Origin of the sequence: Maritalea porphyrae, from assembly GCF_027213965.1 — a bacterium.
GTDB lineage: Bacteria > Pseudomonadota > Alphaproteobacteria > Rhizobiales > Devosiaceae > Maritalea > Maritalea porphyrae_A.
In genome coordinates this window covers 93287-120264 of sequence record NZ_JAPWGX010000004.1, presented here as the reverse complement: position 1 = coordinate 120264, position 26978 = coordinate 93287, and the positions used below count along the sequence as shown (strand labels likewise).

The 26978-nt window shown below is 47.4% G+C and carries 26 protein-coding genes; 14 read left to right on the top strand and 12 right to left on the bottom strand.

Features of this window, described 5'->3' with window-relative positions; genetic code table 11:
- Positions 1–20: 20 nt before the first annotated feature.
- Together O4H47_RS13470 and O4H47_RS13465 are read right to left on the bottom strand one after the other, a co-directional pair.
- Positions 21–1577 (bottom strand): GH3 family domain-containing protein, encoded by a 1557-nt coding sequence (locus tag O4H47_RS13470; protein WP_269394519.1) that lies wholly within the window; start codon positions 1575–1577, stop codon positions 21–23.
- A gap of 93 nt (positions 1578–1670) precedes the next feature.
- A complete protein-coding gene (locus tag O4H47_RS13465; RefSeq protein ID WP_269394518.1) occupies positions 1671–2597 on the bottom strand; it encodes a cation diffusion facilitator family transporter in 927 nt (308 codons plus the stop codon).
- A gap of 257 nt (positions 2598–2854) precedes the next feature.
- On the opposite strand from O4H47_RS13465, the gene O4H47_RS13460 reads away from it, so the two are divergent.
- The 7 genes from O4H47_RS13460 to O4H47_RS13430 all read left to right on the top strand — a co-directional run bounded on the left by O4H47_RS13460 (position 2855) and on the right by O4H47_RS13430 (position 9861).
- Positions 2855–3742 (top strand): cation diffusion facilitator family transporter, encoded by an 888-nt coding sequence (locus O4H47_RS13460; RefSeq protein ID WP_269394517.1) that lies wholly within the window; start codon positions 2855–2857, stop codon positions 3740–3742.
- 250 nt (positions 3743–3992) lie between these two features.
- On the top strand, positions 3993–6194 hold the full coding sequence (locus O4H47_RS13455; RefSeq protein WP_269394516.1) for a heavy metal translocating P-type ATPase: 2202 nt from the start codon (positions 3993–3995) through the stop codon (positions 6192–6194).
- Positions 6195–6380: 186 nt separating this feature from the next.
- Positions 6381–6701: a hypothetical protein gene (locus O4H47_RS13450; RefSeq protein ID WP_269394515.1), complete on the top strand. Its 321-nt coding sequence runs from the start codon at positions 6381–6383 to the stop codon at positions 6699–6701.
- A gap of 76 nt (positions 6702–6777) precedes the next feature.
- Complete coding sequence (locus O4H47_RS13445) at positions 6778–7455, top strand: L,D-transpeptidase family protein (protein WP_269394514.1); 678 nt, start codon at positions 6778–6780, stop codon at positions 7453–7455.
- Between the two features lie 7 nt (positions 7456–7462).
- Positions 7463–7939 carry a c-type cytochrome gene (locus tag O4H47_RS13440; RefSeq protein WP_269394513.1) on the top strand — a complete coding sequence of 159 codons (477 nt, stop codon included), beginning with the start codon at positions 7463–7465 and terminating at the stop codon, positions 7937–7939.
- 11 nt (positions 7940–7950) lie between these two features.
- The gene (locus O4H47_RS13435; protein ID WP_269394512.1) at positions 7951–8694 is read left to right on the top strand and encodes a DsbA family protein; all 744 of its coding nucleotides are present in this window, start codon (positions 7951–7953) and stop codon (positions 8692–8694) included.
- A gap of 75 nt (positions 8695–8769) precedes the next feature.
- Positions 8770–9861, top strand: coding sequence for an acyltransferase family protein (locus O4H47_RS13430; RefSeq protein ID WP_269394511.1), 1092 nt, complete (start codon positions 8770–8772; stop codon positions 9859–9861).
- A gap of 239 nt (positions 9862–10100) precedes the next feature.
- On the opposite strand, the gene O4H47_RS18175 is transcribed toward O4H47_RS13430, so the two are convergent.
- A complete protein-coding gene (locus O4H47_RS18175) occupies positions 10101–10223 on the bottom strand; it encodes a multicopper oxidase domain-containing protein (protein WP_419719633.1) in 123 nt (40 codons plus the stop codon).
- Positions 10224–10302: 79 nt separating this feature from the next.
- A complete protein-coding gene (locus tag O4H47_RS13425) occupies positions 10303–10791 on the bottom strand; it encodes a hypothetical protein (protein WP_269394510.1) in 489 nt (162 codons plus the stop codon).
- A gap of 203 nt (positions 10792–10994) precedes the next feature.
- Between O4H47_RS13425 and O4H47_RS13420 the strand changes: the two genes are divergently transcribed.
- Positions 10995–11633 (top strand): transglutaminase-like cysteine peptidase, encoded by a 639-nt coding sequence (locus O4H47_RS13420; protein WP_269394509.1) that lies wholly within the window; start codon positions 10995–10997, stop codon positions 11631–11633.
- Between the two features lie 82 nt (positions 11634–11715).
- On the opposite strand, the gene O4H47_RS13415 is transcribed toward O4H47_RS13420, so the two are convergent.
- From O4H47_RS13415 to O4H47_RS13385, 7 genes are all read right to left on the bottom strand, one after another.
- The gene (locus O4H47_RS13415; RefSeq protein WP_269394508.1) at positions 11716–12324 is read right to left on the bottom strand and encodes an SCO family protein; all 609 of its coding nucleotides are present in this window, start codon (positions 12322–12324) and stop codon (positions 11716–11718) included.
- The gene (locus tag O4H47_RS13410) at positions 12324–12779 is read right to left on the bottom strand and encodes a copper chaperone PCu(A)C (RefSeq protein WP_269394507.1); all 456 of its coding nucleotides are present in this window, start codon (positions 12777–12779) and stop codon (positions 12324–12326) included. Before O4H47_RS13410 ends, O4H47_RS13415 begins: the two co-directional genes overlap by 1 nt.
- 20 nt (positions 12780–12799) lie before the next feature.
- A complete protein-coding gene (locus tag O4H47_RS13405; RefSeq protein ID WP_269394506.1) occupies positions 12800–13459 on the bottom strand; it encodes a DsbA family protein in 660 nt (219 codons plus the stop codon).
- Entirely contained in the window at positions 13456–13878 is a 423-nt protein-coding gene (locus tag O4H47_RS13400; RefSeq protein WP_269394765.1) for a disulfide bond formation protein B, read from the bottom strand. Before O4H47_RS13400 ends, O4H47_RS13405 begins: the two co-directional genes overlap by 4 nt.
- A 30-nt stretch (positions 13879–13908) precedes the next feature.
- On the bottom strand, positions 13909–15081 hold the full coding sequence (locus O4H47_RS13395) for a ZIP family metal transporter (RefSeq protein ID WP_269394505.1): 1173 nt from the start codon (positions 15079–15081) through the stop codon (positions 13909–13911).
- A gap of 2 nt (positions 15082–15083) precedes the next feature.
- Positions 15084–16199, bottom strand: coding sequence for a multicopper oxidase domain-containing protein (locus O4H47_RS13390; RefSeq protein WP_269394504.1), 1116 nt, complete (start codon positions 16197–16199; stop codon positions 15084–15086).
- 385 nt (positions 16200–16584) lie between these two features.
- Positions 16585–17907 carry an ISNCY family transposase gene (locus O4H47_RS13385; RefSeq protein ID WP_269394503.1) on the bottom strand — a complete coding sequence of 441 codons (1323 nt, stop codon included), beginning with the start codon at positions 17905–17907 and terminating at the stop codon, positions 16585–16587.
- Between the two features lie 222 nt (positions 17908–18129).
- Here O4H47_RS13385 and O4H47_RS13380 point away from each other — a divergent pair, with 222 nt between their 5' ends.
- From O4H47_RS13380 to O4H47_RS13370, 3 genes are all read left to right on the top strand, one after another.
- Positions 18130–18516 (top strand): hypothetical protein, encoded by a 387-nt coding sequence (locus O4H47_RS13380; protein ID WP_269394502.1) that lies wholly within the window; start codon positions 18130–18132, stop codon positions 18514–18516.
- Positions 18517–19188: 672 nt separating this feature from the next.
- Positions 19189–20385: a hypothetical protein gene (locus tag O4H47_RS13375; protein ID WP_269394501.1), complete on the top strand. Its 1197-nt coding sequence runs from the start codon at positions 19189–19191 to the stop codon at positions 20383–20385.
- A 407-nt stretch (positions 20386–20792) separates the two neighbouring features.
- A complete protein-coding gene (locus tag O4H47_RS13370) occupies positions 20793–21548 on the top strand; it encodes an LEM-3-like GIY-YIG domain-containing protein (protein WP_269394500.1) in 756 nt (251 codons plus the stop codon).
- A 284-nt stretch (positions 21549–21832) separates the two neighbouring features.
- On the opposite strand, the gene O4H47_RS13365 is transcribed toward O4H47_RS13370, so the two are convergent.
- The gene (locus tag O4H47_RS13365; protein WP_269394499.1) at positions 21833–23260 is read right to left on the bottom strand and encodes a DUF2779 domain-containing protein; all 1428 of its coding nucleotides are present in this window, start codon (positions 23258–23260) and stop codon (positions 21833–21835) included.
- A 366-nt stretch (positions 23261–23626) separates the two neighbouring features.
- On the opposite strand from O4H47_RS13365, the gene O4H47_RS13360 reads away from it, so the two are divergent.
- The 3 genes from O4H47_RS13360 to O4H47_RS13350 are packed head-to-tail and all read left to right on the top strand — an operon-like array spanning position 23627 to position 26976.
- Positions 23627–24247 carry a GIY-YIG nuclease family protein gene (locus O4H47_RS13360; RefSeq protein ID WP_269394498.1) on the top strand — a complete coding sequence of 207 codons (621 nt, stop codon included), beginning with the start codon at positions 23627–23629 and terminating at the stop codon, positions 24245–24247.
- 24 nt (positions 24248–24271) lie between these two features.
- Positions 24272–25846 (top strand): type I restriction-modification system subunit M, encoded by a 1575-nt coding sequence (locus tag O4H47_RS13355; protein WP_269394497.1) that lies wholly within the window; start codon positions 24272–24274, stop codon positions 25844–25846.
- Positions 25843–26976: a restriction endonuclease subunit S gene (locus tag O4H47_RS13350; protein WP_269394496.1), complete on the top strand. Its 1134-nt coding sequence runs from the start codon at positions 25843–25845 to the stop codon at positions 26974–26976. The genes O4H47_RS13355 and O4H47_RS13350 overlap by 4 nt, the downstream gene beginning before the upstream one ends.
- Positions 26977–26978 lie beyond the last annotated feature (2 nt).

Genomic DNA, 26978 nt, shown 5'->3' with positions numbered 1-26978 from the left:
CCGGCATATAGTTTTGATAGCTAGATGCCGGACGCCGAAGTTTGTCGGGTTTGTGCCAATGACTGGAGCTCTGCGGACTGCTGCATGTTGATTATCCTAGGTACTTTATGCTGTCCGCCGGCTTTGCCTTTGGAAGACATCCAAAATTCGAACGTCCCTTTGCGCATCAAGTTCACGACAGGCTCAACAATACCCAAGTTATTTTTGCGTCTTGTGTCATACCCAGAATTTGTTTTCTTCAAATAGTCGTCGATAGACTCTGCCAAAAGCTTGATTGCTTGGTTATCAGTGGTGTCTGTTTCAATAAAGAATTGGTAGCGGCCAATCGATTTTTTATCATCAACGAAGGCTGAATAGACACAAAAATCATCGATGTTGTATCCAAGGCTAGACGCAGCTGTGGAAACAGCTTGCTCTATTTCCTCGTTGAGGACTTTCTCTCCAAATGTCGAAAGCGTCTGAGAAAGACGACCACTGAATTTAAAACGCAGTTTGTCTTTGTTTGTAAATTTTATGACGTCGCCAACTACATAACTCCAAAGCCCTGCGCAGGTCGAAACAATCAAAGCGTAGTCAACACCATTTTGAATATTTTGCAGCCAGTACCGCCTTGGGTTAGGCAAGTAAAACTCGTCCAGACGCACAAACTCATAAAACACGCCACTGTCGGAGATTAGCCGCATACCTTCTTCTGGAATTTGGTCCGAGACACCAAAAAAGCCTTCGCTTGCCGCATAAATCTCTCGAAAGTCGACATGCTCGTGTTCATTAATTTGGTTGAAGAAGTTTCTATACGGATCGAAACTCATGCCGCCGTGAACAATCAATTCCAAGTCAGGAAAAAACTCTCGAAGCTGCTGCCTGCGTTCAGGCGCATTTTCGAAAACACGCACAAGCAATAGTTTTAACCAAGAAGGCAACCCACTAATGGCCCGAATGTTCTTGTCTAAACAATCTTTTGATAGCAAGCGAACCTTTTCGTTCCAGTCTGTGATTTGTGCCAAAGCATTAGGCGGATAATAGCGACTAGAGCCTGCCCAAAAAGGTCGCTCGTTGGCAGAGATACCGCTGAGTTCTCCTGCATAAATACCGTCGCCGAGATTCTCCAAATTGGGGCTCCCAGCAAACATGAAATAGCGACCAAACATTGCTTTGCTTTTGGGTCTTGATCGGAGATGTTCAATTATAACCTGTAATCCAGCCTTATTGTCAGCGCTGACCCTGTCCAGTGAACATGGCAAGAATTTGCTTTTCCCCGTCGTTGTTCCCGACGTCTTAGCAAAATATGGGATGCGACCCGGCCATGTGACGTCATCAAGAATTGGGAATGTCTTGCTCCAATATTTTTCCCAAAATTCGGAATAGTCGCGCATTGGAACCAGGGCTTGAAATTGCGTGACATCTTTAATGTCAGCAAAGTCGTGGTCAACTCCAAACCGCGTTCGACTTGCTTTGCCAACAAGCGAAAGAAGCAACTCTTTTTGTGTTTCGACACACTTTTCAAATGTCGGGTTCGGCTTCCTTGCTGCGTATCCTAGCAATGCGTTGGCGATCCAACCAGAGATTTTGTAAGACACGTTCTAAACTCCTCTGATGTTTATTTCTTTATACATTCCACCGGACCTTCGACGCCCCGAGCATTGAAAGGTTTGATGAGCCTGCTTCGCCGGTTAGTCTTGTATGGTTCCATGCCCATAGAGTTCGGCGTTTTCGCAAGCTCTATCTTCGTGTTCGAACTCAAGACTCGAATGGTTGATGCCAAACTCACGTTTTAGCCGTTGCTTGATCCTCACCTTCAAATCCTCAACTTGCTCCCAAATACTAGCCGCAACGATTACGTGACAATCAAAGGCAGGAGTGTTTTCCTGCATCTGCCAGGAATGCACGTGATGGACGTCAATTACTCCATCGGTGTCGCGGACAGCCTCCGTGATTTTGTCACTGTCAATGTTTGTTGGGCTAGCGAGCATAAGCGTTCGGATTGGTCCACCAATCTCGGTTATCGACAAATACAGAATATACACCGCTATGCCGATTGTTATCGCGGGGTCTATCCACCACATGTCGTAAAGGATGATCAGCGTACCGGCGACAATGACTGCCAAGGAAGCCAGTGCATCGCTAAGGTTGTGCAAAAACAAAGCCCGAATATTTACGCTACCCTTTTGCATCGAATAGGTGAGCAGAGCCGTCAGCGTATCAACGCCAAGCGCAATTGATGCCAAAATCACAACTGTCCACCCTTGAACTTGCGGGGGGTCGACCATGCGCATACTGCCTTCATAAATCAAAAACACGCCGACCAGAATGAGCGTGGTGTAGTTTACCAACGCAGCAACTACCTCTATCCGTTCATATCCGAAACTCATGTGTTTGTTCGCCGGCCTTCGTGAGATTTTTCGCGCGGCAAAGGCGATTAGGAGCGCGGCCATGTCCGAAAAGTTATGCAACGCGTCAGCAATCAAAGCCAAACTGCCAGCAAATATACCGCCGACAATCTGCGCGACTGTTAGAAGTGCATTTGCCCAAATGGCAATAGTAACACGGCGGTCGCCGGACTTGGGATCAATGTGGGCGTGACTGGCATCGTGAGACATGACTTACTTCCTCTAAACAACAAATTTGGGGTAACATAATCCCTCTAGCCACTAGAGGATCAAGCCCCTTCAGAATTTTCACCCAGCGTCGTAGAGGGCTAATTAGAAAGGCAAAGTGTTTAAGCCGAAATACTGGGGCGCCAACCATTTTCCACGACGAGCTAATGCTTTCAAGTCATTGCAGCAAAGCATCTTATGGGTTACTCGGAAGCATAGTTGTGTTCTCGATTCACTAGGTGGTTCTAGGAGCCTTCCATTTGCACAAAACCGTAAAATTGGCGTATTGCAGCATTCTGATTGCTTTTGTAGTTCTTGGACTAAAGTATCTAGCCTATCTGTTGACAGGCAGTGTTGCCCTGTTTTCCGATGCCATTGAGAGCATCGTAAATATTGCGGCGGCTGGTGTGGCGGTGATCGCATTAAAGATTAGCGCCGCACCTCCTGACGACAACCATCCATTTGGACACACGAAAGTTGAATATTTCGCAGCTGTCGGTGAAGGGGTTTTGATTGTCGTTGCCGCGCTTTTCATTCTGCGAGAGGCATACGGCGGGGCATTCAATCCTACGCCTCTGAACATGTCTGCAACTGGTTTAGCGCTAACAGCAACTGCGTCTGTGTTGAACGGATTCTGGTCTTGGGTTCTGATCCGTAGAGGATTGGAGTGGCGGTCGCCCGCTTTAGTCGCAGATGGTAGACACCTATTCGGCGATGTATTTACATCGGTAGGCGTACTGGTTGGTGTTGGGTTGGTTTTTTTGACCGGCTGGCAGCTTCTCGACTCGTTGATGGCCGCCAGTGTGGCGATATTCATTCTCTGGTCAGGTTGGAAACTTATCAGAGAGTCAGTTGGCGGCCTGATGGACGAAGCCGTTTCACCAGATAAATTAGCGCTTATTCAGAACACTATTACTGCTCAGGCAGAAGGAGCGATTGAAGCGCACGATGTGCGCACACGGCTTGCAGGTCGGCGCATTTTTATCGAGTTTCATCTGATAGTGCCCGGTGAGATGACAGTGGTACAAGCCCATGAAATCTGCGATCGGATTGAACTTTCATTAAAACGTGAGATTGTTGGAAGTACAGTGCATATTCACATTGAACCCGAACACAAAGCCAAACCAGCAGAAGCCATTGTATTTTAGAGATTGCTCATCATTGCCCTCCTGTTTTGTAGAATGTGGCGGTGCTACGAACTAATTCTTCAAAATACTGGCTTGCTAAATGGTTCGCTACGTAGAGTTTGATAGCGATATGCAGCTTGGTAGCCTTGGTATTCAATTTTGCAGCCACTGGTTGTGAGTTTGTCTTCCCGAAACAAACTTTAGGCTTGAACCTCGAGTGACTAGAGGTTGTATATGTGATTCTACCTTAAATAATCCGGGGAAAGAACCAATGGCATCGAAAAACATAGAAGCCTGCGAATGGACTGTTTCAGGCATGGATTGCGGTTCGTGCGCTTCAAAGATTACCAATGCGGTGGAACGGCTTCCTGGCGTTAGCGCAATAAACGTTTCTATTATGTCAGAAAAGCTAAAGCTTGACCTCGACCTAGATACAGGTAGTTCAGACAAAATCGAAAATGTGGTAAAGAAACTAGGGTATGGCATTGAACGGCGAAGATCGGATGCTGGGAAATTTGATGAAGCCGAAGCACCGGATCAAGCTAGTAATCACCATACGTCAAAGCATACTCATGCGGATCCAATTGACGTAGAAAAAACATGGCATCAAACAGCAAAAGGCCGTCTGGTAATAGGAACCGGCATTTTGCTGATTCTGGCTTGGGTTTTTAATTTAAGTGTCAATACGGAGCTAGGAAAGTGGGGTTTCCTCGCTGCTTGCTTGATCGGGTTGATACCAGTTGCGCGCAGAGCATTTGCGGCCCTGACGACAGGTCAATTTTTTACCATAGAAATGCTCATGACGATTGCGGCGACCGGAGCATTGTTTATTGATGCGGCCGAGGAAGCGGCGCTTGTCGTGTTCCTCTTTGCTGTTGGCGAACTTCTTGAAAGTGTAGCGGCTAATAAAGCGCGGGATGGTATAAGAGCACTTGTTCAGCTTGTTCCCAAAACGGCGTTACTCGAGGTTGAGGGTTTAACGAGAGAAGTTTCAGCTGAAAGCCTGAAAGTTGGCGAGATAGTGGTGGTGCGACCAGGTGACCGCGTGCCAGCTGATGGTAAAATTATCGAAGGATTTAGCGGGTTGGACGAAAGCCCGGTCACTGGCGAAAGCATACCTGTAGCCAAAGCTCCTGGGAATGATGTTTTCGCCGGATCTATCAACACCGAAGCTGTACTACGAATTCAGGTCACAAAAACAGCGCAAGACAATACGATCTCGCGCATTATCCAGCTTGTGGAAGAGGCGGAATCTGCCCGTGCGCCAACGGAACGATTTATTGATCGGTTTAGCCGTTGGTATATGCCTACTATTGTGGTGGCCTCTGCATTGGTCATCCTCTTTCCGCCATTAGCATTTGGTGAAGACTGGAATACTTGGATTTACCGTGGATTGGCATTGCTACTCATTGGTTGTCCGTGTGCACTCGTTATATCGGTGCCAACGTCTATAGCTTCGGCCCTTTCATCCGGCGCCAAAAAGGGATTGCTATTCAAGGGCGGCGCAGTAATTGAAGCCGCCGCTAAAATCAGCCAAATAGCGTTTGATAAGACAGGAACACTCACCTATGGCCGCCCGGAGGTCACGGACATTGTTGCACTTGGCGATGTTTCCAACAAAGAAGTTTTGGAGACCGCGGCTGGGGTAGAAACAGGTTCTAGCCATCCACTTGCTGTCGCAATTTTGCGAAAAGCCGAAATGGAAGGGTATGCACCACTAAAAACAAGTGGAGCCAAAGCGCTGATGGGGCAAGGTGTGCAGGCAAACGTTGACGGAATGCCTGCGTGGGTAACAAGTCCAATATTTGCGCAGTCTAACAATGCGATAAATAATGAAACTGTGGCAGTTGCCGCTACTTATGAAAAGCAAGGGAAAACTGTTGTCGTGGTCTATCGAGAGAATAGGCCACTTGGACTGATCGCCATGCGGGACGAACCGCGCAGCGATGCAATTGATGCTATTGCACAAATTAAGTCCCTTGGCATCGAGTCCATTATTCTAACCGGGGACAATGAGCGAACTGCTGCGGCAATCGCTGGAAGCCTAGGGATGGATTTTCGAGCAAGCCTGCTGCCTGAAAATAAGCTCGAACATATTCGCTCAATGAACAGCCAAGGCGGTGTCATGATGATTGGTGATGGCATCAATGATGCTCCTGCCCTCAAGCAAGCGTCTGTGGGTGTCGCAATGGGATCAGGAACTGATGTTGCTCTTGAAACCGCAGATGCAGCAATCCTTAGGGACCGTGTAAGTGACGTGCCAGCAATGATCCGATTGGCTCGTGCGGGCATGCACAATATCAGACAGAATATTACCATCGCTCTGGGCTTGAAAGCCATTTTTCTCGTGACAACTGTGCTCGGGCTCACTGGTCTTTGGATAGCAATTTTGGCTGATACCGGTGCAACCGTCCTGGTGACACTAAATGCTTTGAGACTGCTGGCATATGATCCGTCAAAAAAGCGGACCTGATTGGTCATTGTACACTAAAGCGATGGCACTCCTAAGGCCCAACCACGATGGCGGCCATCGCTATCTTCAATTTGCTTGAACACACACCAGCTGGCATGAACGAATGGTTGAGAGTTTTAAGTTACTATTTGTTCACGTTTTCCTCAGCGTGGTAGATTTGAGGCACTAAACACCGTAAGAGACCGTATGCGCACGCCCATTGCAATAATCGTATCTTGTTTGTTATTGTCCACACAGACGGTGTTGGCAGCGGCTGACGCGCAATCCGACTCTTCGCTGACTCACGAATTTGTTGTCTCTGAAATGCAGGGCAATGAAGTTTGCTGCCAATCCGAAGTCCTCGATCACGCCAAATCACACTGTGCTAACCATTGCTCGGTTGCAATGATTAGCACCACAGCGATGTTTTCCGGCCGTTATAAACCCATACCTGAAACGAACAACAGCAATCTCCTTCGCGCGATTGTATTGTCGCTGGATGGTCCGCCTCCTATTCCCGCCACCTAGTCAAAAGATTTCAACAATTTTCTTCAAATGGCTGCGTTTTTCGTGAACGCTACCGCAAATCTATGTGGCTATATTTATGACTATTGACATCCCATCTCCGTCTCGGCGGACGTTCATTCGAACCGGTTCAGCTCTTACGCTGACAGGGTTGCTTGGTGCCTGTGCCTCCGGTGACAGCGCACAGAAGAGTGCTGTGGAAGTATCCGATGCCGCCGCCTCAATGTACGGACCTTTACCTCGTGAGCAATTTGCAATTCCAGCAATTGATCCGCAAAAAATCGAACCACAATTTTACCGACAAGAAGTGCGATATCGCACCAACGAACAACCTGGCACAGTGGTGGTAGATACAAAAGCGTTCTACCTCTATTTGGTGCAACCCAAAGGTAGGGCCATTCGGTATGGTGTGGGGCTGGGCCGGGCTGGCTTTGCGTGGTCAGGACGAGCCTTAATCCAATGGAAACGAAAGTGGCCCACTTGGACACCTCCTACAGAAATGATTGCGCGTCAGCCTGAGCTGGAAAAATACAGCTACAAGAACGGCGGTATGCCACCGGGTCTTAAAAACCCGCTAGGCGCCCGCGCGCTTTACATTTTTCAGAACGGCAAAGATACGCTTTATCGTTTGCACGGCACGCCAGAGTACTGGAGCATCGGCAAAGCGGTTTCCAGCGGATGTGTGCGTTTGTTTAATCACGACATCATCGATCTGTATCAACGGGTGCCGAATAAGACCCCGATTGTCGTGGTGTGAGGAAAAGATGAAAACAAAACCTATCGTTTCAAGCGCAGTCGCAATGGCCGCTCTGGCGGCCGTCATTTGGGCAAGTCCGGGTATTTCGCAAACTGAGTTACCAGAGGGGTCGCTGTTTCCATATATGGACGAGACTGTAATCGCAAAAGGTCAAGAGGTTTACAAAGAAAGCTGCGCCGCCTGTCATGGCGACGATTTGAAGGGCGAAGCGAATTGGCAAACCCGCAAGGCCTCAGGTCGCTTACCCGCGCCGCCCCATGACGAAACCGGGCACACGTGGCATCACCGCGACGAGCTACTCATGGCGATCACCAAGTTTGGTCTCGCAAAGCTCACAAACAACCCAGACTATGAAACAGATATGCCTGTTTATGAAGGCGTCTTGGAAGACGACGAAATCATTGCCGTGCTCGCTTATATAAAGTCAACCTGGCCCGCTGAAATTCAAACCCGTCATGATCAGATGAACAGTCAATCGAAATAGAGGCAATATTTATGTTTCACAAAGCCATATCAATTTTCCTTGCAATCGCAATTGCGACGTTTTCAACCTATGCCATAGCTGACAGCCACGACGATGATCGCATCAAACAGCTCGCACTCGACGCCATTTTGGAAAATCCTGAAATCATCGCGCAAGCAATTACGCTCCTTCGCGCCCAAGATGAACAGCGCAAGTTGGAGAGTATGAAATCAACACTTGAGCTGTACCGTGAGGAACTGGACAACGATCCAAATGCGCCGGTTTTGGGCAACCCAAACGGTACAATAGTTGTTGTCGAATTCTTTGATTACAATTGTCCGTACTGCAAGCGCGTCGCACCAGATGTGCTAAAACTCATCACCGGCGATAGTGACATTAAACTAGTCTACCGCGAATGGCCGGTATTGGGCGACAATTCGGTTTTTGCTGCGCGCGCTGCTTTGGCTGCCAGAGAGCAAGGTAAATACGAAGAAATGCATTGGGCTCTTATGAACCTGCGCCAAGCAAACCAAGAAACTGTTTTGACCGCAGCGACAGAACTAGGCTTGGACCTTCAAAAACTGCAACAGGACATGAATAGCGAAGCGGTAAGCCAGCACATTTCTTTATCGATGCAACTAGCAAATGCCATCGGCTTCTCCGGCACCCCATCATTCGTTATCGGCAACCAAATTGCACCAGGTGCAATCCCGCTGTCTGAAATGCAAAACATGGTGGCGCTCGAAAGAAAGGAAAGCAACAAAACCGACCAGTAAGCCTGCTTGGATCGATTTTCAATGGAAACATAAACATCTGCAAATCGCTCGTCTCAACATCAAAAGGTAGATCTATTGGCCAAGACCATTGAAGACTATATGGACGGACGCAACAATAACTACAATCTGCTGCGCTTCCTTGCGGCATTCAGTGTCGTATGGAGCCACGCTGCTATTGTTGTTGGTGGCAATGATGCAGTTGAACCGCTTTCAGTAGAGCTTGGATACACGCTTGGCAGCCTTGCTGTGAACGTGTTTTTCGTGATCAGCGGATTTCTGATGGCGCAAAGTTATCTTCGATCGAATGACATTTGGAAATACGCTGCTGCACGGGTGTTACGCTTAATCCCGGGGCTGTTTGTAGCAGCCCTGCTTTCCGCTTTCCTTTTTGGCCCACTATTCACTCAATTGGAGTTTGCAGAGTACTTTTCAACTCTGCAAACTTGGCTGTACGTTCCAATCACAAGCTCGCTTATCGATGACTATCAAAACTTGCCCGGTGTATTTGAGATCCTCCCGGCTGCAGGAGAAATAAACACACCGCTTTGGACTTTAAGGTGGGAAGCTGCTGCATATGTTGGTGTTGGTTTGCTTGGAATATTTGGGATACTGGCCAACAAGAAAAAATTTGGGGCTGTCTTATGCATATTCGTCGTTTTGTACTTTGTGATTTCGTTGGCAACCGATTTGCGAACTAGTCTTGCCCCCGTCGATCATATGTTGCGGTTCGGATTGTGTTATCTTGTTGGTGCTGCTGGATTTTTATACCGTGAAAGTCTGCCGCTTAATTTACCTGTATTCGCCCTTCTTTGCCTCATAACATTCTTTGTCAGCACTACTGAAGTTTACCAATTCACGCTTATATTGACGCTTGGTTATGGCACTATATGGGCTGCATATGTGCCTTCACGAGGTAATCGCGCATTCAATAATTGGGGTGATTTTTCCTACGGCATTTACATTTACGGCTTCACTGTAAAACAAATGGTGTTTTCCACATTGCCGGAAATAGAAACCTATACACTGTTCTTGATTGCCGCACCAATTACAATATTGTTGGCTGCTGCTTCATACTACATAGTCGAAAAACCCGCGCTTAGCTGGCGTTTTAAGTTTGCTACGGGTCTAAAGGAGTTTAGCAAAAGCCGGTATAGATCTGACCTCTGAACGACACTGCCACAAAACAATCAGTTGTCGACTTTCTCAAGGTTCCGATTGATAGAAAACAACGATGATCGTCGATCGAAAAATGGGCATTATTGCGATGGCCCAATTTTTCCTGAAAACTATTTAGTGGCAACAAGCAGCCTCATCATTGCTGCATCTTCGTTTCCTAGTTTGTGACAATGTTGCGTGTAGCGTGCGTCCGATTCTGCGTAGTCCGAAAATCCCAGTAATAAAGGTGATCATTTGTTGGCGTTTACGTCAACAACATCTTTATGACCACGTTCACCTATGTTCGGACGTTGGCCATTGCGATCTAGAATGCGAAATTTCACATCGTGAATGTGGAATGGATGCGGCAACATTGTTGGATTAACAGTCCCATTAACAAACTAGGTTACATCGGTGCCAAGATTCAGCTCAAAACCTCGGAAAAGGACAGAATTAGCAGATTTCGCAGTGTTTATAGTCATGGTGGTCAGGCAGTGGTTTGTTTGCCTCAACATATCTGAAACTAACGTCTACTGGGTCTAGCTCTCCGAGAGCAATTGAAAATATAGCACTATCAACCTCAATCGGCCCTTGGTACGGGCTTATTTGGATCCGCACACTTTCAGGTTGGATGTAAAGTTCAGAGTGAATGGGAATATACAAAGGTAAAGCAACGGTTGCTCCTGATCTATTCACAATTTGAATGTCGCCGAGCCTATTTGCACTTATCGAGTTTACAGCAATTACCCTGTCGGTTCTATTGTTAACGACCACAAACGCCTCAAGCACGCCCTCTGAATTATGTTTTAGCTTTGGCGACTCGATCCAAATTCCTTCATCAATCATGATTGCTACACTGTCTTCAGCAATGGCACTCGCGTTCAATGCTGTTGCAGCCAACACCACTAATGTCGGTTTTCGAATTAAGTCGGACAAATTCATATTTAAAAATCCAATTTTAGACGTGGGTTTTGGGCGAAAATTGCTCCGACCAACCGCGATACGACAGTCGGAATTTTATGATCGCGTTACCTGTTACTATTGTTCTCCCAAAACCCATACAATTTTAATAAAATGCTGGCGCCCAGTTTGTCAGTGCAAAAACTTCCAACATTTAGTTTCTCAAGGAAAAGAGGGGCTAAATTATGTTACGTTCGGCACTTGTCATAATTCTACTGACTGTATGTTCATGGTTACCATCGACCACAGCTTTGGCGATGAACTTTGACAATCCCGCGTTTGCACCAGCAGGCACTGCTACCAGCATTCCGATCGGTCATGTTGAGTTTTGTCAAACACGTCCTGCTGAATGTGTAAAAAACAGCATCGAAGTGCAAGCAGTGACATTGAACCAAGACAACTGGAGCCAGCTTCTGGAGATTAACAAAAAGTACAACGCGGAAATCAGACCAATAACTGACCAGGACTTGTATCGAGTTGCCGAGTTTTGGACATATCCAAACGGTGCAGGCGACTGTGAAGACTATGTTCTTGCAAAACGACGCGCGCTGATCGACGCTGGATGGCCAAAAAGTACTTTACTAATTACTGTTGTTCGGCAAGCCAACGGTGCGGGGCATGCTGTACTCATGGTACGTACTGACAGGGGTGATTTGGTTTTGGATAACCAAGACGGTTTGATTCTACGCTGGTCGGAAACGCCTTACACTTATATCAAGCGTCAGTCTCAGGCACATGCTGGTATTTGGGTCGAGTTGTTTGACGATGCATCGAACGGACTTCGCGGCACTGCTTCCGCTTCAGTTGGATCAACTAATCGTTAGAATGCCTCAATTCGAGCCACTGTTTGCGCTGGCTCAACATCCGCATCGAGTCAATGAAATTGCGCCGATCAAGCGTTTAAGTCTAATCCCGCATTGCACGTTGGATTTTAGGAACAGCAAATTCTTTTGACTCATGATAGTCGATTACACCGGTAAAACGGCCCTTTTTGTCAAAAAGAAAGACGCTGGCGGTGTGATTCATAGAGTAACCACCATTGTCGAAGTTCATCTTCTCAAATGTGATACCAAACTCGTCTGCTACTTTTTCAGTTTCTTTACGCGAGCCTGTCCACCCACGAATAGCTGGGTGAAAATATCTCACATATTCTGCCATTGCTTCAGCATTGTCTCGATCCGGGTCTACTGTAATGAACACGACGTTAATCTTATCAGAATCATCTCCTAGGGCGTCGAGCCACTTAGAAATATCACTAAGGGTTGTGGGGCAAATATCCGGGCAATTAGAAAAGCCAAAAAACACCATTGTAGCCTGTCCAATCAGCATTCCTGGACCTACCTTATTTCCTTCGTGGTCGATCAAGGCAAAGCTCATTGATGAAAGCGGCAGGGGGCGTTGACGAGTTAGTCCCGGTGCTCCCGGCCCATCTACTTGCCACCAGCCAGCAAAGAGCGCGCCGCCGAGCGCGAGAGCGCCCGCGCCGCCATAAACGAGGAATTTCCGACGTGGCATTAGTTCCCTGGTCCCCTCGCGGCTATACCAAAGATGGGAATCTCGACGGTTACCTCATCGTCGTCAGCGAAAAGGAGTGTCAGAAGAAAAGTATCTCCCTCCATCAAAGGCAGTTGAAGTCCCATCAGCATCACGTGCAGGCCACCCGGTTTTAGCTCTATGGTCTCGCCAGGCGCGATCTCAATCTCCCCTGCAGGCAGCATGGAACTTACCCCTTTGTCGTTTATCGACGACAAATGTATCTCCGGTTTCAGTGCAAGATCCGTTCGAAGACCAATTAGTACCTCTGTTTCGACGCCCGCGTTACGGATATTCATGTAAGCGGCACCAGGACGGGTCATACCAATAGATGCGCGTGACCATGCGTCTTCGGCCACCACTTCCGCCAAAGCGGTCCCTACAAAACTCAGGAGTGTCACAGAGATTGCTAATAGGCTTTTCACCATTACATTCATCTAATTATTGACTTTCCTGTTTAGCTCTTAGATGCAGCAACTTCAGCTGCAACAAGTCGTCTTAGTTCGGTTTCACCGAACGGCTCCAGAGGTTTTCCGTTTACGAAAAAGGTCGGAGTCTGGCGAACGCCCATGGCTTCAACGTCGTTACGGTCTTGATTGAGAACTCCCTGGGTCTGTGGAGCTTTCATTTGCATGAGAGCCGCATCTTCGTCCAGGCCTGCGCGGACAGCTACGTTAAGAATCAAATCAGACCTTATTCCGTCGTGGGAAGCCCAATTTGGTTGCTCGTTATACAAGGCCTCAAGTATCGGTTCAAACATGTTCTGCATCCGTGCGGCCTCCAATACACGGATAGCCGTTTCGGATCCCTCACCATGAAAAGGCGTATACCGCATCACCACACGAACTGCGTCCCCGTGTTTGGCCATTATGTCTTTAACAATCGGATGGAAAGCGCGGCAGGCCTCACAAGCTGGGTCGAAAAACTCTACTATTGTGACTGGCGCGGTCTTGGGACCAAGGACTGGAGAGTAGGGCCTCATCAGAGCCTCTGCTAACTCAAGTGTTACAGCTTCAGTTTCAGCGACCGGGGTGGGACGAGTTGCATACCAGGTAGCTCCCCCAAAACCCGTTGCGCCAAGGGCGAGTGCTGATAATATTAGACTTCGCCTGTTCATTTTTTCGGCTCCGTTAAAGAAAACGCGGATAACGCGCCTATAAGTGTAAAAGCCACGAAGGCCATTAATGGGATAGGTATGCTAAAGACCAATTGGTTGTCATCAGTGCAGGACGGGCCAGTTGCTGTACAGGGCTGGATGCGCTCAGGTATAAATCCAAAATAAAGGCCTAGATGCCATAGTGCGACCCCCGCGCCACCTATCGCTAATACCAACCCGTATCTCCCCACATGCCTATCCTTCCACCAAAGACCAAACCCGAGTATTATTGCCAATGGAAACATAAATGTCCGTTGAAACCAGCACAACACACAGGGTGTCTGCCCCAGCACTTCACCAATGAATAGAACCGTCAGTGATGCAATTAGAGCAACAATCCAAGCCATGCTGAGGGCCAATTCCCTAGATAGTGACGGCATCGTTTTTGGTCCCTGTTTTTGCATTGAAACTCATATTTTCACGAATGCGGCCGTGACGTACATGAATGCAATGCCTGTCGCTAAGCCACTTAGTATAGATGGTTTCAGGAACGTCTCCATCCCCAGTTTGTTGCTGCGCATTACGTATGCGCCAACCTGAACCACAACTTGGAGAATTGCACCTGCACCGATGGCCAAAGCAAAAGCCCCCCACTGTGCCGAGAAAGCTAGACTGCCTAGCCAAATGCCAATTACAGCTGGCCCTCCGGCGAGCAGAGCAAGACTTGCAAATACCCACAAAGGCGGACGTTTTTTAAGGATGGGGGCGGCTATGCCGATGCCTTCAGTGATATTGTGTAATGTAAATCCCAGCACCAAATAAGTCCCAAGTCCGGCTGATCCAGCTGCGAACGCAGCACCGATTGCTAACCCTTCACCCAGATTGTGCAATCCAATGCCAAGAGCAATGAATGTCGATAAAGCAACGCCGGTTGGGGGGCCACCACGTTGTCCGACGGCCATGAGCAGCAAAAAAGTGGACGCAGCAACCAAGATCACCATGACAGGACCTTGAAAAATTGCGGCCGAACTTCCAGCTATATCAAGTGCCTCCTCTATTGAATCGACAAGCAAGAAGGATAGCAAGCCTATAGTCAGCGCCATCAAAAAATTCATGCCGCTTTGACCGATACCTCGCAGCACCGGATAGAACATCAGACCAAAAACTATCGGAACTATACCTACAAAAACACCAATCAGAGCCTGAAACTGCAGCTGTGCCAGCGAGATTTTTGGAGTGGGGACCGCGACTTCAATGTCATGGGTGAATGTTGCACCTGTTGTTGTGACAACGGTCACGACATGCGCTTCGCCCAAAACCCATGGATATGGGATATCCAGCCACACGGTGGCACCGCGTGAGATATTTCCCGGCGGTGTTTGGACAAACGACCAATAGGCGGCATCAATCTGAACTTGGGCAATCCGCATTGGGTCTGATCCACCCGCTCGGACCAACATTCTCAGGCCTTGGTCGTTCAGGATAGTGCGTTCAAATGTTACGGCTTCAACAGGTGGTGCGTTGCTTTTTAAACTTTGAAATGGATCGGTCAAAATAATCCAGCCTATGGCCGCAACTAATAGCGCCAGCGGCATCATCAACCAAATCAGTTTTGGTCGACCTAATGTTTGTCTATCTTCCATTTTTATGCCTCCACTACATCAAAGTTCGCCATCCAACCCAGTTCTGTAAACTCGGCCTGATGAGCGTGAAACATATAGAGCCCTGGCTCATGTTCGGCGAAGCTGAACTCCAAAATCCCACGTTCTGCTTGACATTGTGTAATGATGTCGACGGTGCGCAGCGTTGGCGTTAAAGTAGTGCCTTGATTGTAGTAATCGAAGAAATTGCCATGTAGGTGGAACGAGTTAATAGGATCAAACTCGACGGTATTGATCAGATAGATACGTACTGGGCGGCTTTTTTCGATCCGAATGGGCTTTTTCATGTAGGCGAATGGAATTGTATTTGCGGCGTAGAATTCGTTCTCTTCGTCAAAGTTTGTGTCGAAGGCGTTCATCACCATGACCAGCTCCTGCCACTCAGCATTTTCGGCAGTACCCTTCAACCGAGAACGGGCTACGTCGTTGTGGTCAACGTGTTTTTTCGGGTCAGGATCAACGATAAAAGCGCCATACATACCTTTTGCCATGTGTCGTTTTAGTGGCAATGCGTGACAATGATACAAATGGCAACCAAACGGCTTGGCGTCAAACTCATAGGTAAATTCTTCACCTGGACCAATCAGTCCAGGAGTGCCGTTCACACCATCCATCCGCGCGGAGTGAATGCCGTGAAAGTGCATTGAATGCGGGTGCGATCCGTAATTCTTGAATATGATGCGGATACGGTCACCCTCCGTCGCGCGGAGTGCTGGACCGGGGACACGACCGTTGAACGTCCAAGCTGGGTAAAAGACGCCGGGCGCAATTTCAATTTCTTTATCCTCGGCTTGCACCTCGAACGTTCTCAGTGTTCTCCCGTCTGGCAGGATTTCGGTTGTACCAACATCCCAATCCGTCAACAACGCCATTGGGTCAAAACCGTTGGCCACGTTGTCCACTTCGCCGACAGTCATCATACCACCATGCGCCGCCATGTTTTCATGCGTCACCATTGTCGATGTCGAAGCTTCAGATCCATAAGGCAACTCTTGTGCATTTGCGCGTCCACTTACTGCGACAGCACCTCCAGCTGCAGCAAGACCAGCAAGTAAGACACCACGTCGACTTACTAACTCATTCTTATTTGCTGATTTCATGTTAGCCACCCAGAATTGCTGCCGAGTGTCTTCAAACTGATTAGTTGTAACATTTATTAGACGCCCATGTTTTTGCGAATTATTCGCATTCTGACGCACAGTAAACGCAATTGAGAATTAGTTGCAACTGGAAAATTTCTGTAGAAGAGGGGAAAAATGACAATGGGTGCGTGACACCGGTCAATATGTTCGGTGACATCGCTGAATTGAAAGCAGAAGCCAAGATAGGGCTTAGAAGCTTGGAACACGTGTTATTACGCGACGAGCGACGACTAACCAACTGGGCTCGACCGGCCGGAAGAATTGCTTGCCAGAAAGTTTCAAACCTCTCGTTTACACACAACCTCTCCGCGTTGCCGACCTTAGGATAGGTTGGAAATTCCCTCTAGTTCGATCGACCCTTCTTCTTTGGAATACCAAAGATGGACGGTCCTTGGCCAGTCCTGCGGGGTGCATTTCCACTACGCTTGAGTTCGCGTTTTGCCTGTTCCACCGCAACAAACTCAAGAACAGCATCCAGGCGCTTGCTCTCAACAATCTCAGCACGGTTCACCGATTGGAGTTTGTCATAGGTTTTGTAGGGCAGGGATATGCCATCATATTGAACCTCAACCCGCCCATCCGGATAATCGCAAACCATTACCTTCTTTCGTGTAAGCCCTAGAGCAAAATCTGATTTATCCAATATGAACAGCACTTTGTCGTAAAGAATGGTGAGGTTGTTCGAAAGCGTGCGTTCGACCTTGTTGCACATGGCGCCATCCAAACTGTCATGCTTGGATAAGGGGCGATGCATGTCTTTGGGATTATGCGGCACTTTGCTAAACCGTTGATTGAAGTCGGCTGTGAACGCAGGGATAAACGCATTGGCATCTTCAATGGTGCTGATACCCCGTAGGCGTAGCTCTTTGACCAATCGATCTTGTAGAGTTTTGTTTGCGCGTTCGACACGACCTTTGGCTTGTGGAGAATTGGCGCAAATGATGTCAATATTCAGTTCATGAAGTGCACGACCGAATTGGGTCATACCCGAAGTTGCATCCTTATTTGATGCATGTGTCGTTCTAAAAACCGCGTGTTTGTCGCTATAAAACATCATCGGCTTACCATATTCGTGCAGATATGACTTTGCCGCGTGAAAGTAATCAAATGCGTTCTCTGTTTTACAGAAACGAAGATGCAAAATCTTACTCGTTGCATCATCAATAAAGACGAGCAGGGCGCACCTTGGCCCTCTTTCCTCAAACCATCTATGATGAGATCCATCAATCTGGATCATTTCACCAAAACAGTCGCGGCGGTTTCTGGGCTGATGAATGTGCTGTTTGCGTTGTTCTTTTCGGGAAGTCCAAATTCCAGCGTGTATCATCCACTTGCGCAGGGTCTCTTTGGATACTGACACTTCATGTAGCTCACTAAGCTTCTCGAGCGCCAAGGTTGGACCAAAATCGTGATAGTTCTGCCTGACCAGTTCGCACACATAGTCACGAAAACCTATTGAATAAGTCCGATTACTTGGTTTGCCGCGTTTCTTTGAAGTCATGCCCAATGCACCATTCTGACGAAATTCAGCCACCAATCGTGTCATGTGGCGTCGGCTCACACCAATCGTATTGGCCGCCTGAACCACACTTATGCGCTGTTTTTGAACGTCCTCGATGACTTTGATCCGCAGAAGTTCTTTCTCACTCATTATAAACAATCCCATATCTGCATGCCTCATCATAAACTGGTAGCTCAACTTGATGAGACATTTCTAACTTGCTAATATGAGACATTACTAAATAGCTGCTACACTCCGGATTCGCGTAAGATGCATTATGGCACTTTTAAAAAAAAGATCAGGCAATTTCAGTTTTATGAGCATTCCCAATGTTCTGTTGCAATATTAGTGAAGTAAGTTCAACTCACTATAAAAGTCCCAAAACAAATGAATAAAAAACCTAAAACTGTGCAGCAATTCATTGCTAACCGGATTGAAGAATTACGCCTAGAAGGCAAATCGCAAAAGGTCATTGCCGCAGAGGCCAACTACCAAAACCCCAATATGCTTACAATGATCAAACAAGGATCGACCAAAGTGTCATTTGAACGGGCAATGGATTTGGAAAAAGCCTTGGAAATTCCGAAAGGCAAACTTCTCCGCTTAATGATTATGGAGCACTTTGGAGAAGAACTCTTTGCTGCAATCCAAGAAGAGTTAGACACACAACTATCTGAGCCAGAACGTCAGATCATTCACGCGATCCGCTCGTCCGTACCTCACCCAGTGTTTGATGAACGAGCCAAGCGCGTGCTTGTTGCACTTTTGAGCTAGACTTAAACTGAGGGAAGAGCTGTTTAGACAAAACTCTTCCCTCCCCCACCCACGATCACTACTGCCGGGAGAACTAGACGGCATAGCTAACTAGCCAAATGCCTAAATAGCTTAACAACTAGATATCCAAACAGCTATTGATAGACACTCAGCATGAAACCGCTGAGTTGCTACCGCACGGACACCAAAGCACATAGAAAACTGATTTGCATGACTATTCCGTTTTCCAGCCAATCAACAACGCAACTCGATAATTCCACAATTTTCAATCAGGATTCTGATTAGTTAGCTTGTTTCGAAATTTAGGAAAGGCTAGCAACTGACCCAGCGGGATCAGCCGGGTCATATTGCCCCACAGCCGAACAGCGTTATATAGATAAACTCCACACATTCAGCGCCCTGCCAAGCGTCAAAAGACAGGAAATGCAAATTGTACAAATGGCTAGAAAGCCAATTAGCTAAACCTGAACATTCACGCCCGATTAGTCGAAGTCCTAGAAAAACAAGCACTGTCTCATGGGGATGCAGCCAGTTGCCGCGACATTCGTTTGCCTTAGGCTCCTCTATCAAAACGCAGGTATCAAACAAACCTAAAACATCCTCATCTCTGGCTCTTGATTTCCAACGATCCAATCCCAATGTGACACTATCCGCCATGTAAAGGAAATCGCCATGAGAATTGGTCCGGTTGAAGTTATGCGCTCACCCCATGCTGTTCCGTTGCTGAATAGCGCTATCCCCTCCTTTTTGCACTACAAACTAGTGTCGGCACCAAATTACAAGCTTAGTCACAATAGGTATGCAAACGACCAGATTGCCATTCCGCAAATAGACCTTAGCCAATACCGCACTAGTTTTTGTTTCGACTTCATCGAATTTGAAATTCAACCCAAACAACTTGGCTTGAAGTTTAGTGACATTCGACGTCATCTGAAAAACCACTTACAAGAGAGTATTTGGGTTGAAGACCAGTCGAAAATTGCCGAAAAAGAAAACCGCTTCACATTTCGCATCCAAGAGTTTGAACCGGATCACTTTCTAAAATTAAAGCAGTTGTTTCAATCAGATCTTCCACTGCATGCAGATCCAAAGATCGTCTTGCTAGAACTATCACTGGATTTTAGGCCGAAAGAAATTTCATTTGAAGCATTTGCAAACATGTTTGCCGTGCTTGTACGCCATTTCCAACCAATTGATAATGAGTTCACGACAAGTAGCGATCGCATGCGAATGGTCTCACCTAGCGGCTTAAGCACGAGGGAAACCACAACCCAACACTTCATGCGCACAAAAGGTGCCATTTGTTCGAGTAAGGTGATCGACGAACCGGAGCTGGAACCCACGATTGGTTCGACTATCTATTATGGGGCTCAAAACACGCCCTATGTAAGTTGGCGCATTATGCATAAGGAGTTAGATAAACAAATTTCTCACAAAGGAACGAGAGACCATCTACCTATCAATAAGCAGAGAAGCAGAATTGAAGTTACATTGGGCAGACACGCACTTGAAGAGGTAGGCCTGCACTCACTCAGGAACCTCGAGGGGTTGAACTTCAGAACCACCTTCTCCAAATTCTTCAATTTCGTAGTTCCAAGGTTGGATAGTGCACCATCAGAGAGCGGCAACCAACTCCGTCGCATGATTGCAGCGTATTTAGACAAAGATCGTTTTTATAAGCAAGGTGCCTATCGTATGAAGCAGCGTCCTCTGGAACGAGCTATGAGGTTTGAAAAACAGTTTAAGAAATCTGCACCTGAACGGCATTTGGGGTCAAAGACCGTTAGTTACAAGGAATTGCGAGCGGTTATACATTCTCGATTAGATTTGATGACAAGAAGGTATACTTCTAATGTTCTTTATAAGTAAGTATATAACTAATACCAGTTATTAGAAGCGTTTGCATGCCGCGATCGCCGGACTTTCCCGCCCAATAGGCAGTTCGGCAGCAAAACCGGCAATTCTAACGCCGCAAAAAGTGCCAAATGTAGGGAAATCAATCCCGTAAACGGCACAACAAAATCGAATGCGACTGCCATACTGTGGTTGCCTGTTTGGATCGCGAGATCGACACGCTGACAATTAGTCAAAGCATCAAAGATCCCATCGCTTCAATTTGACTAACCAAAACACAATGCTTCCATTCACATCAGCACCTGTGGATGCCCTTGCTGGGTGTTCTATGTGTAGGTTTTGGGTGAATAAACGCTTTTTGCTGTTGTCTTCAACAACGTTCGTTGGTCTGATTACGTCAGTTTTACTTTTAGGATAATAAAATGAAAGAATTTGATAGCAGCGTCATCGACAAGATTAGTTGCTACGTCTACGCACTAATTGATCCACGCGACAACAAGCCATTCTATGTCGGCAAGGGCACAGCCAATCGCGTCTTTAATCATGCACAAGCTGCGATTGAGACTCCGCTTTCAACCGACAAATTGGACAAAGTTTGCGAGATCATCGCTGCCGAAAAAGTGGTAAAACATGTCATTCTTCGACACGGCCTTGATGAAAAGACTTCCTTGATTGTTGAGTCTGCCGTTTTGGACTTTGCGTCCCATTTCCAATTGGAACTAACCAATCTGGTTTCTGGCCATCATTCATCTACTTATGGCGTGATGTCGTGTGACGAGGTCCAACGAAAATACTTAGCTCCACCACTCGACGAATTGGGCAATGGCTGTGTGATTATCAATATCAACAGACAATACAAACAAGCCAAACAAACCAAATCGTTTTACGAAGTCACGCGCGCGTCTTGGAAAATGGCTGACCCAGATAAGCGCAATCTAAAACTCGTTCTCTCAGAGTACCAAGGCTTCATCGTGGAGGTATTTGAAGTCGATAGATGGTATCAGGTCGACAATAGCCCAAATGCACGGTGGGCGTTCGATGGTCATGTGGCGCCCAACAACATAAGAGAGAAATACTTCAACCGAAAGATCTACAAACAACGTGGCGCAGCAAACCCCATCTCATATGTGCTTCAACAACCAAAGTTGCACGATAACTCTGAGCCAACAGCGCGATAGCTTACATTCGTGCGACAACACTCCATTTGATGCACTGAGCATCGGCATTGGCTCAATGTAATGCTAACACATGCACTTATGTCTGCGTAAAGTGCTGGCTAATTGCATGTGCCGTCAGTCAAAAGCTGAGCACTCGTGATCTTAAGTGCTTCGGCGAAACGGGCCAAAACCGCAATAGCTGGATTACGCGCGCCAAGCTGCATGCCAGACACATAGGTGCGTTCTCGGGGTTTCCCCTTGACCGGACTCGGTCGGGGAAATTTGACCCCACCAAAAACCGTACGTTAAGAAGAGACAATCAATTTTCGGGCAAAATCCAACAGCCGAACCATTGCGAGCGTGTCCAGTTCACAATACGCCAGAAGAGACTTACGTAGAGCGTTTCGCTTCTCCGCGTCAGGTTCAGCAAGCATCTTGGCCCAACCGTCCATGGCGGCCGTGCCATCGGCGATCTCCATACCCTCGTATGTCAGATCCGGCACGACGACCGGCAATACCTTCTTGATCGAGGTTGAACCGTCAAATGCAATATCCACATAGCCAGTTTTGAAAACGTCCATCAGATCGACAGTGCGATCTACAACGTCCGACATGAAATCGGATTTGTCCGGAAATCGCGTGCCCATCTTTTTGTTCTGGGTATTTTCAAACGTTTTGTTCCAGACCACAATTGAGCCGGTGGCACCGATGGAACGTTGAAGCTCCTCGATCAGCCCCACAGGCTGTTCGGCCTGATCAGCGATGTACTCATGATGGGAAAGGCCACCGTCCTGATCGAGGACATGTAACGAATACTGGAAAGGCAACTGCTCTTGAGGGCCAAGCCCATCAACAATAGGCACAGCCGAAGCGTAGGTTTCATAGTCCAAAAAATAGAGTGGATAGTGCAAGACATTGAAGAAGCTCTCGATGTCGGCAATATCAACATAGGGTTGACCGTCCTTATATGACTTAAGAACGGGTTGCTGCAATCGCGTGACCTCGTTTAAGCCTATTTCATCCAAGCCAAAGCGGTTTTCACTGACAAATTTCCCAAGTTTGACTCCGCCCATTCGCGGTAGCGAGTAAATGGAGGGTTTGGTAACTGTCGGATTGAAATAATCAAAACTATCGCAGTGTCGCGCTCGACCTAACGTTAGGCACGTACAGTAGGTTTCATCGATTTCGTTCTGTTTGAGCAGGATTAGCGCAGCCTCAATTTCAGCCTCTGTTTCGGAAAGCAGCGCATTTACACGAACGGTTTCGTCAGAAAAAATTGACAGCTCCGACGGATTGATATCACCTGTCCGAACATAGTCCTTATTCAAATGGACAATGAATACGTTTCCGACCTGCTCTCCAGCCCGTTTGGCAACGATCGCTTGGAATGCCGCATCTTTCAACTGGTTGTGTGGATTACTTTCTTTGACGCTCGTCGACGACTTGACCTCGTAGAGATCAATCAAACCATCGCTCCGCGTGCGTATCATATCGGCCTTGGCGTACAGGCCATCATCCGTTTTAAAGATCCTTTGAAAGGAAAACTCAATGGCGTTGTCCCAAGTCTCAACCAACTGACGAACATAGTCTTCGACGACATATCCCTCCTTAGCGAGTTTTTTGGCATATTCCGAAAACTTACCAAGGGGATAGACATCTGGCTTGTTATGCATCAGCCAAAGCGCCTTCGGGCAATTCAAATAATGAATAAAATCTGTCTTCGAAAGTGACACGATGTACTCCCCTTCCGGAGTCAATTCTCTAAGTATTCACCTAAAGTCTTTCAGACCGCATCGTTCCTGCATAGCACAATTTTGCTTCGTACTCTTGGAGTAATGGCGCTCACAAGCATAACCAAAGGTCAACTGGGCAATAGGTGAAGGGATAAGATGAGGAGAAGGAGGCAAAGATTGTATTGTGAGCTTAAGAACAAAGCTTCGCTTTAACGATTCCCCCCACATGTCCCTGCATTCGACCAACATTCAGAAGTTGCATCGCATCAAACGTTTAGCTAGGTTTCTAAAACACTGAACCGCATAGCCACAAATTCCTAAAGCAGTTACTCAGAATACAACCGCAAAAGATTACTTATCCGTATTATGAAACCATTTCACTGCATAGTTTATGTCCTAACCAATGAGGCGATGCCGGGCTTTATCAAGGTTGGCACAACCAAAAAACCAATTCTAAAACGCATGAAAGAATTGTACTCGACTGGCGTCCCTGTTCCCTTTGAGTGCCACTACGCTGCGATTGTCGACGAAAGCAAAAATGTAGAACGCCGCATTCACCGTGCATTCGAAAAACTCAGAATTAACAAAAACCGGGAATTCTTTGAAATCGATCCAGAAGCCGCTGCCGATATCATTCGGTTGGTGGAAATAGAAGACGCCACACCTCAAGAAGACTTTGTTGAAACGCCCGACGATACTGATGCAATCAAAAAGCTAGAAAAGCGAGCCGAGCGGTTCGATTTCAAGATGGTCGGCATTGAAAAAGAAACCGTTCTACATTTTAAACATGATGATCAGATCACTTGCAGTGTAATCGACAATCACCGGGTAAGGTTTTTGAACGACGAGATGAGCCTGTCTGCGGCAGCTTTAGCGGCTCTAAAACAGCGCGGTTTCCATTGGAAATCCGCACAAGGTGCGCAATACTGGACACATAACGGGCAAACTCTGGTTGAACTCCGACAACAAATAGAAAATGAAGACTAATTCATTCAAGAAGGACTGCTGCACATGATGAGTATGATCGAGACTGAAAAAAGGCTCTGGAAAACCGCTGATCAATTGCGCGCAAATTCGGGGTTGCGACCTTCTGAATATTCGCGCCCAGTTCTTGGTCTTTTGTTTCTGAAATTTGCTGACACGCGTTTTGCCAAAGTGGAGGAGATGCTAAAACCAAAGCCCGGTTCACGCATCAATCCCGGACGCGACGAATATGTTGCGAGGGGCGCAATCTATCTCACGCCACAATCTCGGTTTGCATGGCTAAATCAGTTGCCTGAGGATGCTGACCTTGGCAAAGAGTTGAACAATGCCATGGAGCAAATTGAGCGCGACAATCCCGATCTCGCAGATGCGCTGCCGAAGTCCTTCGCCGAAATCCCAAAGGACACGCTGTTAGAGCTGTTGCGCTTGCTGGAGCCACTCGATCTGAGCGGTGACTCATTTGGCCAAATCTATGAATATTTTATGGGCGAGTTTGCACGTGCGACCATGGAGAAAGGTGGCGAGTTTTATACCCCTGCTTCCATCGTGCGCCTGATTGTTGAAATCATCGAACCATATGAAGGCCGGGTTTATGACCCCGCGTGTGGTTCGGGTGGCATGTTTGCGCACTCTGCCGATTTCGTATCTCGCCATCAGCGCGAGCCGGGCAAAACGCTTTCAATCTACGGGATTGAGAAGACGCGCGAAACCATGCGGCTGATGAAGATGAACCTCGCCATGCACGGCTTAAGCGGTCAGGTAAGCGAAGCAAACTCTTATTACGAAGACCCCTATGACAGTGTCGGCAAATTTGACTTTGTCATGGCAAACCCTCCGTTCAACGTTTCTGAGGTGGACAAGTCCAAACTGAAAAAAGATGTTGGCGGCAAAGAAGTGATCGACGCGCGCTTTCCGTTTAGATTGCCAAGTTCGGATAATGGCAACTATTTGTGGATCAGCATGATTTACGCTGCCCTGAATGAGACTGGTCGTGCCGGGTTTGTTATTGCAAATTCCGCTTCAGATGCCCGCAGTTCCGAAATGGAAATCCGCAAAAAACTGATTGAATCTGGCGCAGTGGATGTGATCGTTGCAGTTGGCCCCAACATGTTCACCACGGTTACTTTGCCCTGCACTTTGTGGTTTTTCGATAAGGGTAAAATCGGCACGCCACGCGAAGACGAAGTGCTGTTTATTGATGCACGCAATATGTTCCGTCAGGTCACTCGTGCCTTTCGCGATTTTGAAGATTGGCAACTCGAAGCGCTGGCGAACGTGGTTCGCTTGTGGCGACAAAGCGAACCTGAATTCAACTGGGGCGCGGACGAGTGGCTCAAAGAACAATTTGGCACCGACAACGGCGACGGCCTCGCCTATCGCGATGTGGCAGGTCTTTGTGCGGCAGTCAAACGTGCAGACATTGAAAGCCAAGGTTGGTCCCTCAATCCTGGTCGTTATGTGGGCGTGGCAGAAAAGGCAGATGATGGTGTTGATTTCCACGAACGTCTAGCCGAGTTGCAGGCAGAACTGGAAGAATTGAACACCGACGCTGCCGGTTTGCAGGCAGTGATCGCAAAGAATGTGCGTGAGGTGTTGGGGTGAGCAGTTGGTCGAACACCACACTTGGTGAAGTCATTGAGCTTCAGCGTGGATATGATTTGCCGGCACAAAAGCAGAAACCGGGATCAATTCCGGTTCAAGGTTCGGCGGGACAAAATGGTTGGCATGATGTGGCGAAAGCATTTGCGCCAGGTGTAACTGTCGGACGAAGCGGCGCATCAATTGGCCGCATTTTCTTCGTTGATAGCGATTTTTGGCCCCACAATACATGTATGTATGTCAAAGACTTCAAAGGGAACCATGAACGTTTTATTGCGTACTTTCTGAGCGCTATTGATCTAGCCTCGAGAAATTCGGGAAGCGCCCAACCATCTCTAAATCGCAATTTTTTGTACGACATTGAAGTGTTGATCCCACACCTCACGATACAAAAACGGATTGCAGAAATCCTATCGGCCTATGATGATCTGATCGCAGTGAACGAGCGCCGCATCGCCATCCTCGAAGAAATGGCCCGCCGAGTGTTTGACGAAACAATAGAGCATGCCGAAACGCACGACATTGAATTGTCCGAGATATTTACAACTCAATATGGCTACACCGCCGCCAATCCAAACGTGGAGATAGGTCCAAACTATGTTCGCGGAATGGATATAAATAAAACAAGCTACATCAATTGGGCGCGTGTTCCGAAGTGCGAAATTAGTTCTTCGGACTTGGGAAAATATCATCTGTCTAAAGGAGACTTGCTGGTTATCAGGATGGCAGATCCAGGGAAAGTCGCTTTAATTGAGACGGATAACATAAACGCAGTTTTCGCATCATACCTGATCAGACTAAGACCAAAGTCAGACCTGTTCTATCCAACTAGCTACCTGCATGCGCTTCGCTCGGATTTCTCACAATCATTCATGTTGGGGGCGAGTACTGGGTCGACCAGGAAAAGTATTAGCGCAAAAGTGCTACTTGAAACAAAAGTCCGGCTTCCAACAAAAGAAACTATTCTGGCAGATTTGGAAGGGTCACTTGGAGGATTCAGAGAGTTGCTGAATATTTTGGCCAACCAAAACACCAACCTCCGCACCACCCGTGATATGCTCCTCCCGCGCCTCATCTCCGGCGAGATTGATGTTTCACACGCGCCTGCGCCCGAATCCATAGCGGCGGAATAGAA

What these genes read in the sequence shown, in the direction of transcription:
- O4H47_RS13465 (WP_269394518.1), bottom strand. Translation starts at nt 2,597, where the DNA reads ATGTCTCACGATGCCAGTCACGCCCACATTGATCCCAAGTCCGGCGAC.
- O4H47_RS13455 (WP_269394516.1), top strand. Translation starts at nt 3,993, where the DNA reads ATGGCATCGAAAAACATAGAAGCCTGCGAATGGACTGTTTCAGGCATG.
- O4H47_RS13450 (WP_269394515.1), top strand. Translation starts at nt 6,381, where the DNA reads ATGCGCACGCCCATTGCAATAATCGTATCTTGTTTGTTATTGTCCACA.
- O4H47_RS13445 (WP_269394514.1), top strand. Translation starts at nt 6,778, where the DNA reads ATGACTATTGACATCCCATCTCCGTCTCGGCGGACGTTCATTCGAACC.
- O4H47_RS13440 (WP_269394513.1), top strand. Translation starts at nt 7,463, where the DNA reads ATGAAAACAAAACCTATCGTTTCAAGCGCAGTCGCAATGGCCGCTCTG.
- O4H47_RS13435 (WP_269394512.1), top strand. Translation starts at nt 7,951, where the DNA reads ATGTTTCACAAAGCCATATCAATTTTCCTTGCAATCGCAATTGCGACG.
- O4H47_RS18175 (WP_419719633.1), bottom strand. Translation starts at nt 10,223, where the DNA reads ATGTTGCCGCATCCATTCCACATTCACGATGTGAAATTTCGCATTCTA.
- O4H47_RS13425 (WP_269394510.1), bottom strand. Translation starts at nt 10,791, where the DNA reads ATGAATTTGTCCGACTTAATTCGAAAACCGACATTAGTGGTGTTGGCT.
- O4H47_RS13420 (WP_269394509.1), top strand. Translation starts at nt 10,995, where the DNA reads ATGTTACGTTCGGCACTTGTCATAATTCTACTGACTGTATGTTCATGG.
- O4H47_RS13415 (WP_269394508.1), bottom strand. Translation starts at nt 12,324, where the DNA reads ATGCCACGTCGGAAATTCCTCGTTTATGGCGGCGCGGGCGCTCTCGCG.
- O4H47_RS13410 (WP_269394507.1), bottom strand. Translation starts at nt 12,779, where the DNA reads ATGAATGTAATGGTGAAAAGCCTATTAGCAATCTCTGTGACACTCCTG.
- O4H47_RS13405 (WP_269394506.1), bottom strand. Translation starts at nt 13,459, where the DNA reads ATGAACAGGCGAAGTCTAATATTATCAGCACTCGCCCTTGGCGCAACG.
- O4H47_RS13400 (WP_269394765.1), bottom strand. Translation starts at nt 13,878, where the DNA reads ATGCCGTCACTATCTAGGGAATTGGCCCTCAGCATGGCTTGGATTGTT.
- O4H47_RS13395 (WP_269394505.1), bottom strand. Translation starts at nt 15,081, where the DNA reads ATGGAAGATAGACAAACATTAGGTCGACCAAAACTGATTTGGTTGATG.
- O4H47_RS13390 (WP_269394504.1), bottom strand. Translation starts at nt 16,199, where the DNA reads ATGAAATCAGCAAATAAGAATGAGTTAGTAAGTCGACGTGGTGTCTTA.
- O4H47_RS13385 (WP_269394503.1), bottom strand. Translation starts at nt 17,907, where the DNA reads ATGGGATTGTTTATAATGAGTGAGAAAGAACTTCTGCGGATCAAAGTC.
- O4H47_RS13380 (WP_269394502.1), top strand. Translation starts at nt 18,130, where the DNA reads ATGAATAAAAAACCTAAAACTGTGCAGCAATTCATTGCTAACCGGATT.
- O4H47_RS13375 (WP_269394501.1), top strand. Translation starts at nt 19,189, where the DNA reads ATGAGAATTGGTCCGGTTGAAGTTATGCGCTCACCCCATGCTGTTCCG.
- O4H47_RS13370 (WP_269394500.1), top strand. Translation starts at nt 20,793, where the DNA reads ATGAAAGAATTTGATAGCAGCGTCATCGACAAGATTAGTTGCTACGTC.
- O4H47_RS13360 (WP_269394498.1), top strand. Translation starts at nt 23,627, where the DNA reads ATGAAACCATTTCACTGCATAGTTTATGTCCTAACCAATGAGGCGATG.
- O4H47_RS13355 (WP_269394497.1), top strand. Translation starts at nt 24,272, where the DNA reads ATGATGAGTATGATCGAGACTGAAAAAAGGCTCTGGAAAACCGCTGAT.